Origin of the sequence: Pigmentiphaga aceris (assembly GCF_008119665.1) — a bacterium.
Classification (GTDB): domain Bacteria; phylum Pseudomonadota; class Gammaproteobacteria; order Burkholderiales; family Burkholderiaceae_B; genus Pigmentiphaga; species Pigmentiphaga aceris.
The window spans coordinates 4354986-4366754 of sequence record NZ_CP043046.1 but is presented as its reverse complement, the minus strand read 5'-3'; the positions used below and the strand labels follow the sequence as shown (position 1 = coordinate 4366754).

Genomic DNA, 11769 nt, shown 5'->3' with positions numbered 1-11769 from the left:
GCATATGCAACGCGCAAAACGTTGGCTGTTTCTGATCCATCGGTGGCTGGGCATTGCGCTGGGCGTGTTCTTCGCCATGTGGTTCGTGTCTGGCGTGGTGATGATGTATGTCGGCTACCCGAAGCTCACGGAACGCGAACGTCTTGCGCAGCTTCCGGTGTTGCGTGACGTGGCCTTGAGTCCTCGGCAGGCGCTTGATGCCGCGGGCATCACAGGGCCGTTGCAGGACTTGCGGCTGGCCGTCGCCAGTGGGGGAAGGGCGGTTTATCTGGCTGTGCCGGCAGCAGTTGAGTCGTCGCGGCAGACGGCCCCGGCGGCGGATGCTGCGTCCGCCTCGGCCACGCAATCTGCTGCGGCGTCTGCGGTGGCTGCCGCACCGCCACCGCGTCGCGCACGGCCTGCCAAGACGGTCGTGATCGATGCCAACACAGGTGTCGTGCTGGGCCAGGTCACACCGACGCTGGCATTGGCCAGCGCCGCTGCATTTGCGTCAGACGGTGTATCAACAACCTACGTGGACACCATCGACGAAGATGCCTTCACCCACTCGCGTGGACTGGATGCGCATCGGCCCTTGCACCGGGTGCAGCTTGACGACGCCGCATCCACCTTGCTGTACATCTCTGGCAGCACAGGCGAAGTAGTCCGCGATGCGCCAAGAGCAGAACGCTTGTGGAACTATGCAGGGGCGTGGATTCACTGGCTCTATCCCTTCCGGGGCGGAGCCTTGAACGCCTACTGGACCGACATCGTCAACTGGCTGTCGATCGTCGGGATTGCTGTGATCCTGACCGGCACCATAGTCGGCATCATGCGGTGGCGCTTCACCCGGCGCTATAAAAGCGGGTCGCGCTCGCCATATCCAAGCGGCATGATGCGCTGGCATCACATCAGTGGTTTGCTGTTCGCGGCCATTACGCTGACGTGGATGTTCAGCGGCTTGATGTCCATGAACCCGTGGCGAATCTTCGATGCCGGTGCACCTGCCTTGAAAATGGCCGACATGAATGGCAGCCCCTTGCTGCCCAGCGCCACAGACGCCACGCCCGCCAACCTGCTGCTCGCCGCACATGGCAACGTGCGGGAACTGCGCTGGGTGCAGGTGGCAGGCCAATCGCTGGTCCTGGCGCGTCATGCAGGGGGTAAGCCTGTCGTGCTGGACGCCGGCTCCGGGCAAGCCATCAACATCGACCCCGAGCGACTGAAATCGGCCGCTGCAAAACTGGTTGCCGCACCTGTGGCCCGGGTTGAGGTGCTGACCGCCTACGACCTGTACTACTACGCACGAGTGGAAAGCGCCATGATGGGCGGCGGCTATAAACCGCTGCCGATATGGCGGGTGGTGTTCGACGACAAGGTTGGCACGTGGGTGCATCTTGACCCGCACACCGGCGCAGTGCTGGACCGCAGCGACAGCCATCGCCGCACCAGCCGCTGGCTGTTTGCCATGCTGCACAGCTGGGATTGGCTCCCTTTGCTGGAACGCAGACCCATCTGGGACGTGCTGATGGTGGTGCTCAGCCTGGGTGGCGCGGTGCTGAGTCTGACCAGCGTTGTGATTGGCTGGCGACGCCTGGGGCGCAAGCTGAAAAGCGGCCAAACTCCGCGAGATGAAAAATTTGCACGCGGGGCCAAAGCAGGGCGCGCATAACTCTGATAGAATGCGCGGCTGTTGTCGAGATGACTGATTAATCAGACCATCTTGGTGGACACGGACAGGTGGCCGAGCGGTTGAAGGCGCACGCCTGGAACGCGTGTATAGGTTAATAGCCTATCGAGGGTTCGAATCCCTCCCTGTCCGCCAGTCGTTTAACCAGCGACTATTTGCTGATTGAAGCTACCTAACCCGTAGTGGAGAACGCAAACCCAGAATGACCAGTAGTAGCAAGAAACGATGAACCCGTATCGGCCTTGGCTGTACGGGTTTTTTGTTTTTCAGAAGCTCGTTTTCAGAAATTCCGGTTGTACGAAAACATGAGCGCTGCCGTGCCCAGCACGTTCAACTGCACTGCGCTCTGCGGCGTGACCCGGTAGCCGATTGCTGGCACGATGGCGGGCGAAACACCACCCACGTTAAGCGGCACCTTGTTGCGGAACTTGCCCCGGTAGCCGTACATCAGTCCACCGGAAATCTTTGCATACAGCGCTGGCTGGCCCAGGAAATGGTCCCACTGCCTGCCGTAGTACACATAGGCCGAAGCCTGGCCGAAAGAATTCCTGAATGCGGACGCGCCCCACAAGGAACGGTCCTGATCGATGCGCTCGATGCCCAACGCAAAGACCGGCTTGTGATCGTCGTCGTGGCTCCAGTGCATGGTGTAAGGCGATGCGAACAACTGCCACGACGGGCCGTCCGCCGAGTCTGGCACCTCGGCAAATGCGGTGGCAGACAACAGTCCGATACAGGAACCCAGAACCATCCGGTGCCTGGCGCGTGACGGACGAAATCGCTTGAACATGGACAAACCTTCGAGCCTCCTTTGACGTGTTCCCTGAGCATGATTTACGCCAGGGTGATGCCTCCCATGAAAACAGAAGTGCTTTGGTGGGTCCACGAACGTTGCCTAGTGTTGCTCAAGCGCCGTGCCCAGCGTTGTGCCCGTTCGGCCATGACTTGCTCAGTACATTTCACGGGGACAGGAATCGATGGCTGTGGCCCGATACCGACTATCCACCTACGCATTGTCCCAACGCCCTTGATGCCCACGCCATATTCCCGCATTCTCGCCGCATGACTTCCACACCTGCCTCTTCGTTCGACTCCCTTGGCTTGTCCGCGGCGCTGCTGCGCGCGATTGCCGAAAACGCCTACGCCACGCCCACGCCGATTCAGATCGCGGCGATTCCCGCCATCCTGGCCGGTCGTGACGTGCAAGGTGCTGCGCAAACCGGCGCAGGCAAAACCGCCGCCTACTGTCTGCCCTTGCTGCAACGGCTGGCGGCTGATGACGCACCCGCGTCCAAGCGCCGACCCGTGCGTGCGCTGGTGTTGGTGCCCACGCGAGAACTGGCAGTTCAGGTGCAGGACACCATTGCCCGCTTCGTTGCGCACCTGTCTGTATCGATCAAATCGATTGCGGTATTCGGTGGCGTGTCGATCAACCCGCAGATGATGGCGCTGCGCGGCGGTGCCGACCTGGTGGTTGCCACGCCGGGCCGCCTGCTTGACCTGATCGACCACAACGCCTTGTCCTTGGAGCAAGTGCGCACGCTGGTGCTGGACGAAGCCGACCGCATGCTGGATCAAGGCTTTGCCGACGAACTGGCAGACGTGCTTGGCCTGTTGCCGGCACGACGTCAGAACCTGTGCTTCTCGGCCACCTTCCCGGCCAGCATGCAGAAGCTGGTCGCGCAGCTGATGCACGACCCGGTCGTCATCGACATTCCGGCGTCCGAGCTGGCCACGCCCGATATCGACCAACGCGCCATCCAGGTCGATGCCGAGCGCCGCACCATGTTGCTGCGCCATTTGATCGCCACAGAAAAATGGTCACGTGTGCTGGTCTTCGTGGCCACCAAACATGGCTGTGACCACGTGGCTACCAAACTGCGCCGCGCCGACATCTCGGCCGAACCCTTCCACGGCGAACTCAGCCAAGGCAAGCGCACCCAGGTACTGGCCGACTTCAAGGCCGGACGCGTGAAAGTCGTCATCGCCACCGATGTGGCCGCGCGCGGCGTGGACATCGCAGAACTGCCGGTCGTCCTGAATTACGACCTGCCGCGTTCTCCCGTGGAATACGTCCACCGCATCGGCCGCACTGGCCGAGCAGGCAAACGCGGCATGGCCGTGACCTTTGTCAGCGCCGATACCGAAGCCCACTTGCGGGTCATCGAAAAACGCCAGGGCATGCGCCTGGGACGCGAACAAGTAGCAGGCTTCGAGCCCGAAGACGTGCTTACCCCGCAGCAGGACAAGGCTGCTTCTGACGCCGCCACCGGCGGTATCAAAGGCAAGCGGCCCAGCAAGAAAGACAAGCTGCGAGCGGCAGCAGCAGCGGCTGCCGAATCAGGCGACGCTTGATGCCGCAGCGGTAGGGCCGATCGGGCCTTATCCCACCAAAGCCTGCAAGGAGCGTGTGCTACGGCTGCAATTTGCGGCAGACGGATCTTCCTTGTAGGCGGCCTCGGCCGCGTCAGCGGCCCGGGTGGTGTACTCGGCAATCTGGTCTGGTAGTGCGCCGGCCTCTGCGGCGAATGCCGTCAGCGCCTTGTCGAGATTCGCCGCCATGGCTTGCTGCTCGGCTTCATCGAACACCTTGCAGAACTTGGCCATGCGCAGATGGAAATGCGCACGCGAGGCCAAATCGAACAGCTGTACTTGCCCCGCCTTGCGTTGGGCCACCATTGGTTTGTAATACGTTCTGACGTCATGCATGATGTATTTGCAATCGTCTGCAGACATGGTGGGAAAGCGCTCATCCGCGTAATTGATGCCTTCCTTGGTGCCCACTGCCAACGCCGCAGGCGACACCCCCACTCTTGCTGCTTCGGCGTCTATCCAGCCCAGAATCTTCGATGACAAGGCTTTGCGTTCGGCTTCATTGAACTGTGGACACCGCTCGGCCCTGCGCAAGAAAAAATTGGCTTGGGACGCGATGGACTGCATCGCTTCTTCTGCTGTCTTCGGCTCGGCCGCGCTGGTCAGCGGCAGCAGAGTGGCAGAGGCCAGCAAAAGTGGAGCAATCAATCGAAGATGCATAGAAAAAGGCTTCTTGGCAGATAGGTGGCGTCAAGATAGCGCCCACCGCTGGCGCAAACAAGTTTCGTAAAATCTGAATACGCGATTGGTGGGGCGGGGATAATTGGACGTCCTGTGGTCAGAAGTCCCTGATGCTATCCATCAGCTCGTCCAACGCAGTGCGGTCCACCGGCCCGGCATCAAGCTCACGCCGCTTCTCGTCAACCGCATCCACAATCTGCTGCCAGGCCATGCAGATCTGTTCACGCTCTTCAGTGAAGATGAAATTGTTGCGGGCATCAAGCTTGTTGAACGCCTCGATATAGGTCCGCACAATCGGGCCAAGCGCCGCCAGCGAATCCGCTTCACCCGCCACCTTCAACGCATCTGCACGCGCCGTCTTGTACAGCGCTGCCCCCTTCTTTGCCTGGGCTGCCGTAATGCCTTCCGTGCCATCCCAATCGCGGAACGGATTATCCAGATTGGCCGCCAGCCATTCCGGCTTGCGCGGCTGACGCACTGCCAGGTCAAGACCATTGGCCGTCGCCGCCTTATAGGCCTTCTTGATGGCTGCCGCCGCATCGGCGGGAATACTGTGCGTCCAGAACATCCCCAGCATCGGGAAATTCGACGATGCCGGAATATCCTCGGGCCCGAAGCCGAACACATCGTAGAACGTCCAGGTCTGCAAGCCTGACAAGGCAGCCAGCGAAGGCAAGTTGCGCACATACCCTGGCGCACCCCAGATACGCAGTTCCGACAAAGCAGGGAAGCGCGTCACGATCTTCGCCACATCTACATCGCGTCCCTGTCGCACGTTCAAGGCACCCAGAGCATCCAGCCCCTGCCAAGGCACATCGGGATCGATCAACATCACGGTCAACCAACGGCCGTCCGCATTTGCATGAATCCGCAAGTCGCTGCTTGGGGTGCCCAGCAAAGACAGATGTTCCAGATCGTCATTCAGGAACAGCTCGGTCACGCCCGTAACATCAAGGCTCAAGCGCGTCAGATACGTGCCACGCAAATCCACCCGAGCTTCCCCGTGATTGCATAGCTCCGCCTCGTAGACAAAAGCATGTTTGCGCAGGAAATCGAACAGACCCGCAATCGGGCGATCCGTCGTCACATTGGTCAACAAGGGTAGCGCGTCGAAGACCGACAAGTCCCCCGCCATAGCCAGCCGCTCCCCATCCAATCGCTGCGTAGACAGATTGACCGAGACATCGCCCAGGGTAAGCAAAGGCGTCTTGTCGCGCGTCGCCGCGGCCTCTTTGAAGCGATCACGCTGCGCCTTCGGCCGGGCATCCCATTGCTGTTGGGAATAGAAAGACGACCCTGTCGGCCAGCCGCTGTAGCTGTTTACTTCGGCATCGTGCAACGAAGGCTTGTGCCCAACGTGTGTGAAGCCCGGCGGCACGGGAAGCGACACCCACCGATGAACGAAGCGCGCGTTCCAGAAAAAGAAATCAAAAACCTTGGGCTGCATCACCGCGATTTCAGCATCGCTTGGCAGTGTCTTGCCCCTCCAGTCGAGGGTAAGCACCGCGACCTTTGCAGGTTTCTTGTCAGTCTCCACATGGGTGACTTGAATAGCCGTGTAGGCGTTCAGGCGAGCGTTGTAAAACGCGAAGATGTCTCCGGGCGTGGGCGTCATAAGTGCGCTTGCCTTGGGGAAATTCGAGGGGCTTGAGTCTAAAGGACTGAGTGGCGCAGGGGGCCGGCTGAAAATTGAAGCTCTGATTTCCGACGTTACAAGGGGCAACTGGACTTGGTGAAACGAAGTTAAAAACACGTTATTGCAGGTTTTTAGTGATTTCAGCAAATATGCTTGTTAAAAACCTAGAAAAGTAGACCTATTCAGGATTTTTCGCATATCTTGTCTATAAAACTGGAATAGCAGGATTAATCATGCGCCGTGTCGTACCACTTCCGTTTCCCTCCGACCCGCTGGTGCAAAACGCTGCGGACTTCGGCGCAGCCATACGCGCAGCTCGAACCGCCAGCAGCATGACCATCGCCGATGCGGCGCTGCTTGTAGGCGTCTCTAAACAAACCCTTGCCGACTTGGAGACAGCTCGTGCGTCGGTAGGCTTGGCCACCGCGATCAATGTTGCGCGCGCTTTTGGCGTGGGGGTCTTCATTGCCGCACCCGAGGATCGAGAAATCGTTCGCCGACAACTGCTGAGCGAGCGCACGTCATGACGCGTCTCGCGATATGGCTTGATGACGCCCCGATCGGATGGGTAGGTCATGATCCCGCGTTGAACCTGTTCTCGTTCGACTATGCCGGTACGTGGACAGCTGCAAAGCACGCCTTTGCGATAAGCCCACGTCTTCCGCTGAAAAAGGAGCCCGAGCAAAGCCCTGAAAAACACAGCGCCGAGGTACGCCAGTTTTTCGAAAATCTACTGCCCGAAGGAGAGGCACTTGATCACGCGGCGCAGGCTTACGGGATATCCAAGGCAAATCTGGTTGGTTTGATGTTTGCCTTGGGCAAAGAGACGGCTGGCGCGCTGCGTGTCTTGATGGAAGCCGGCACTGCGGAGGACGCAGCCGACAGCCCGCCTGTCCGGGCTGCTGTATCCGACGCGAATCAACTTCGCCGCGTTACCCAGGAAGAGCTGTCAGAACGAATTCGTCGGCGTGCGGAACGCCCTTTTTCCGTCTGGGATGGCAAAGTCCGGCTATCGATAGCGGGCTATCAAGACAAGATTGCCATTTACGAGCGCGACAGCGAGTGGTTCCTGGTAGAAGGGCCCAGGCTTGCATCGACCGTGATCGTCAAACCCGTGCCAGCGCGGCCGGCGCTCGCCAGCCTGCCGTACAACGAATACTTCTGCATGCAGCTTGCCCAACGCGTGGGTGTGAAGGCCGCCAATACGCGCGTCGCTACCGTACCCGAGCCGGTACTGTTGGTAAGTCGTTTCGATCGACTTGAGCGCGCAGACCGGGTGGAACGCTTGCATCTTATCGACGGGTGTCAGGCCTTGGGGCTTCCCGTGTCGATGAAATATGAGCGTCCTTATGGTGATGGCGTTGATGTGCGCAACATTCGTGACGGCGTGACTTATGCAAAGTTGTTCGACCTGATTGCACGCTTCAGCATGCAACCCGCCATCGACAAACTGGCCTTGCTTCAATGGGTCATTTTCCAGGTACTGATCGGCAACACCGATGCGCACGGAAAAAACCTGTCTTTCTTTGTGAATGCCGCAGGACTTACGCTTGCCCCCGCCTACGACATGGTGTGCGTGCCTGCGCTTGATGATGCGCAGCTAGGTAACACCTACGCAATGGCGATTGGCGACGCATTTACCGCCGACGCGCTGAGCGCATTCGAATGGGCCAGCTTTGCGAAAGACAACGGCTTGTCAGGCGCGCTGGTGGGGCGGCAGATCAAGCTGCTTGCTGATCTTGTGCTGAAGGCATTGCCGGGTGTTGGCGGCGACCCAGTCGTACCTGATGCGGTGAAGCATCGGATAACTGAAGTAGTTCAAGAAAACTGCGCGCGGCAACTGGCCATGGCTGACATGGTTGCGCAGGTTCGGGCAGAAGACTTGTAGAGATCATGGTCTGCAATCATGCGTTGGGCAGGTTTTAGCTACCCAACGCATGCGCCGTCTTTCGCCCTATATCCCCGCTAGGCGGGGAACGTTTGGTCCGCCTAGCTATAAGACGGTTCATCTCTTGGTTCCAAGAGACCGCCAGTCTACAAGTACCGATCGTCTTGCCGTTGAAATGCTGCCTTCGGTGCGTAAAGTCCGGCCATTTTTCCTTGACTCATCAAGCAAGAAGCACACAAGATAGATAAGTCGACGATCTAGCTATAAGACTTATAACTTGATGTTTTGCTTGAGGGTGAGATGAACACGCTATGTGATCCATTCCTTGATGTACGTACCCGTGACGGTGATGAATGTCGTATTCGTGCCGTAGATGTATGGCGGCCTGACATTTATGACTTGATCTCACCAAGACCAGATTTCCGCGCGGCACTATTTCAATATCTGATCGGCGTCCTTCAACTCAGCTTCGCACCCGCAAAGCTTAGCGACTGGAAAAAGTACTGGGACGCACCCCCCACCGAAGCGCAGCTGAAAGCCGCCTTCGAACCCTATCTGCACGCCTTCGAACTCGACACCGACAAACCTGCATTCATGCAGGATGTCGACCTGCTGAGCGACAGCGAAGCATCCCCCATCGCTGCGCTGCTGATCGAGTCACCCGGCGAAAACACCACCAAGAAAAATCTCGATCACTTTGTCCACCGGGGCGCAGTGAACGGAATGTGTCCCACATGCGCCGCAACGGCCTTGTTCACTTTGCAGATCAACGCGCCGTCTGGTGGAGCAGGGCACCGCGTGTCGGTGCGTGGCGGCGGGCCGCTGACGACTTTGCTGATGCCTCGCAACCCTGCCGCCACGCTTTGGCAGAAACTCTGGCTGAATGTGATCCCCAAAGATTGGCTGGGGTACCCCGAGCTTGCAGACTTGTCTTCCGTCCTGCCCTGGATGGGGCCGACCCGTACCAGCGACCCAAAAGGCGTGGGCGACACCACACCTGAAAACGTCCATCCGCTACAGGCCTACTGGAGCACGCCACGCCGCATTCGGCTGGATTTCGCAAACGTGCAAACAGGCCATTGCGACTTGTGTGGACAGCACAGTGAAACGCTGCTGACGCAGTACCGTACCCGCAACTACGGCACCAATTACAACGGCCACTGGGTGCACCCGCTGACGCCCTACAGCTTTGATCCCAAGACGCTGCCCTTGTCGATCAAGGGTCAGAAGGGCGGTATCGGTTATCGGCATTGGTTGGGCTTGGCGATCGGCAGCGACGATGCCAAACCCAAGGCCGCCCGGGTGGTAGAGCACATGAACAGCAAACAGGGAAAGCTGCCTGTGAAGCTGTGGTGCTTCGGCTACGACATGGACAACATGAAGGCTCGCTGCTGGTATGACAGCACCTTGCCATTCCACAACATCGAATCCGAATGGCAACTGCGTCACTTCGCCAAAGCCGCCCGCCTGGCTATCGATGTCGCGTCCGAGTCTGCCAGCCTGCTGGGCAAATACGTCAAAGCCGCACGCTTCAACCGCCCTGGGGATGTGGCCAGTGACGCTGCCGTTCCCCTGAGCTTCTGGCAGCAATCAGAACCCCATTTCTACGCTTTGCTGGAACAACTGTCGCAAGTCGATTTCGACAACGAAGCGATGCTGGCCGAACCGTATCAACGCTGGCTTCGGGACACCCGCAAGCATGCGCTTGGCCTGTTCGACCAATGGGTGCAAACCGCGCCTATCGAAGATACGAACATGCGGCGCGTGATTCAGGCACGTGCAGACCTGGTGAAGTGGCTGCACGCCAGCAAGGCCATGAAACCGCTTCGGGACATCGTCAACACCCATCTGAAGGAAGCTGTGTGAAGCACCGATATCTGAATGACGCCCAGGCGAGCTGGGTTCGCGCGTGGTGGGCGGCCATACATCCGCAAGAGCAAGGTTCACCGGCTATCCACCCAGGGCTGCTGGGCTTGGGGCGCGGGGCCAGGGCAGCACTCAAACGCTGTGCTGGTGTTGACGAACTGATTGTCGAAGCGTCTACCAATCGCCTGGCATCCGGGCTGATGAAGATCGAAGCCGACAAGCAGTTCAAACATTTTGCGGACGACTACGCCGCAGTTGCCCTGGTTGCCGGTGCGGTCGCTGCCGTTAGGGATGACGTGCGTGATGGCCGCAGCCTTGCCGCCCAGCTAGGCGGTGATGACGCCAAACTGAGCGAGCTGAGATTTTTGCGCTTGATGCGTACCAGCGACGTCGACGACTTCTATCGCCAGTTGAAGCGCGCCATCCAGCTTGCTGGAAACAAGGCCGATGTGGTGGCGCTTGCCAACGATGTGATCGCCTGGTGCGTTGAACAGCGTCAACCCGTACAAGACCCCAATCACAAGCTGAAGTCGCGCTGGGCGCGCGATTACTACCTGCCTGCGCGTGACCGCGCTGTCGTTGAAAAATCCATTGAATCCACTTCTGCCGAGATCCGCTCATGACCCGCTTCGTTCAGTTGCACCTGTTGACCTCTTATCCGCCGGCCAACCTCAATCGCGATGACACGGGCAATCCCAAAACAGCACGCGTGGGTGGTGTTGAACGGCTTCGTATTTCTTCGCAGAGCCTGAAGCGCGCATGGCGTACCTCAGAGATTTTTCAACAACACTTGGCAGGCAACATTGGCACGCGCACCAAGCGTTTGGGACGCGAAGCCTATGAGGCATTTTTAAAGGCGGGTATTGCTGAAAAGCAGGCTACTGAATGGGCGTCCCAAATCGCCAGCGTGTACGGTACGACCAAGAAAGAAAGCCCGCTCGATATCGAGCAACTCGTTCATGTCGCCCCTGAAGAACGGGCGTCACTGAATCAATTGATTGCCAACGTCATTGCCGACAAACGTGCGCCGACCGAGTCGGAGCTAAAAGGCCTGCTGCACGTTCAACATGCCGTCGATATCGCTATGTTTGGCCGCATGCTGGCCGGCAAAAACCAATTCAACGCAGAAGCTGCCGTGCAAGTAGCGCACGCCATCGGCGTACATGCATCTGTGGTCGAAGACGATTACTTCACCGCGGTTGATGATCTGAACAACGATGATTCCGGTGCCGGTCACGTTGGCGAAGCCGGCTTTGCCGCCGCCGTGTTCTACCAGTACATCTGCATCGACCGTGACCGCCTGAAAGAGAATCTTGGCGGTGATGAAACCCTGACCAAGCAAGCCCTGGGCGCACTGACCGAAGCCGCCGCTACCGTTGGCCCCACTGGCAAACAGAACAGCTTTGCCAGCCGCGCTCGCGCGCACTATGTTCTGGCGGAAAAGGGCAGCCAGCAACCGCGCTCGCTGTCCTTGGCCTTCGTCAAACCCGTGACGGGCATCGACTATGCAAAGGACGCCATCGACGCGCTGACCACCGTGCGCAACAACATGGACAAGGTCTATGGCGCGTGTTCGGATGCGCATCTGGACATCGATGTGCTGGCGGGCAAAGGAACGCTTGCTGCACTGATCGACTTCGTCGCAACGGAATGAAC

At 59.0% G+C, this 11769-nt stretch carries 10 protein-coding genes and 1 tRNA gene; 8 read left to right on the top strand and 3 right to left on the bottom strand.

Going from position 1 to position 11769, the window contains the following annotated elements:
• Positions 1-4: 4 nt before the first annotated feature.
• Together FXN63_RS18935 and FXN63_RS18930 are read left to right on the top strand one after the other, a co-directional pair.
• Positions 5-1651: a PepSY domain-containing protein gene (locus tag FXN63_RS18935; protein ID WP_148816731.1), complete on the top strand. Its 1647-nt coding sequence runs from the start codon at positions 5-7 to the stop codon at positions 1649-1651.
• Positions 1652-1713: 62 nt separating this feature from the next.
• Positions 1714-1804 (top strand) — tRNA-Ser (locus FXN63_RS18930).
• A 145-nt stretch (positions 1805-1949) separates the two neighbouring features.
• Here FXN63_RS18930 and FXN63_RS18925 read toward each other — a convergent pair.
• Entirely contained in the window at positions 1950-2459 is a 510-nt protein-coding gene (locus FXN63_RS18925; protein ID WP_148816730.1) for an ABC transporter ATP-binding protein, read from the bottom strand.
• Between the two features lie 272 nt (positions 2460-2731).
• Between FXN63_RS18925 and FXN63_RS18920 the strand changes: the two genes are divergently transcribed.
• Positions 2732-4024 (top strand): DEAD/DEAH box helicase, encoded by a 1293-nt coding sequence (locus FXN63_RS18920; protein WP_148816729.1) that lies wholly within the window; start codon positions 2732-2734, stop codon positions 4022-4024.
• 27 nt (positions 4025-4051) lie between these two features.
• On the opposite strand, the gene FXN63_RS18915 is transcribed toward FXN63_RS18920, so the two are convergent.
• Entirely contained in the window at positions 4052-4690 is a 639-nt protein-coding gene (locus FXN63_RS18915; protein ID WP_148816728.1) for a hypothetical protein, read from the bottom strand.
• Positions 4691-4820: 130 nt separating this feature from the next.
• Positions 4821-6338, bottom strand: coding sequence for a gliding motility protein (locus FXN63_RS18910; protein WP_148816727.1), 1518 nt, complete (start codon positions 6336-6338; stop codon positions 4821-4823).
• Positions 6339-6592: 254 nt separating this feature from the next.
• Between FXN63_RS18910 and FXN63_RS18905 the strand changes: the two genes are divergently transcribed.
• The 5 genes from FXN63_RS18905 (at position 6593) to cas7e (ending at position 11767) form a co-directional block, all read left to right on the top strand.
• A complete protein-coding gene (locus tag FXN63_RS18905; RefSeq protein WP_148816726.1) occupies positions 6593-6886 on the top strand; it encodes a helix-turn-helix transcriptional regulator in 294 nt (97 codons plus the stop codon).
• On the top strand, positions 6883-8247 hold the full coding sequence (locus FXN63_RS18900; RefSeq protein WP_148816725.1) for a HipA domain-containing protein: 1365 nt from the start codon (positions 6883-6885) through the stop codon (positions 8245-8247). Before FXN63_RS18905 ends, FXN63_RS18900 begins: the two co-directional genes overlap by 4 nt.
• Before the next feature lie 300 nt (positions 8248-8547).
• Positions 8548-10113 (top strand): type I-E CRISPR-associated protein Cse1/CasA, encoded by a 1566-nt coding sequence (gene casA / locus FXN63_RS18895; protein ID WP_148816724.1) that lies wholly within the window; start codon positions 8548-8550, stop codon positions 10111-10113.
• A complete protein-coding gene (gene casB, locus FXN63_RS18890; protein WP_148816723.1) occupies positions 10110-10736 on the top strand; it encodes a type I-E CRISPR-associated protein Cse2/CasB in 627 nt (208 codons plus the stop codon). Before casA ends, casB begins: the two co-directional genes overlap by 4 nt.
• Positions 10733-11767, top strand: a complete 1035-nt coding sequence (cas7e, locus tag FXN63_RS18885; RefSeq protein ID WP_148816722.1) for a type I-E CRISPR-associated protein Cas7/Cse4/CasC — start codon at positions 10733-10735, stop codon at positions 11765-11767. Before casB ends, cas7e begins: the two co-directional genes overlap by 4 nt.
• Positions 11768-11769: the final 2 nt, after the last annotated feature.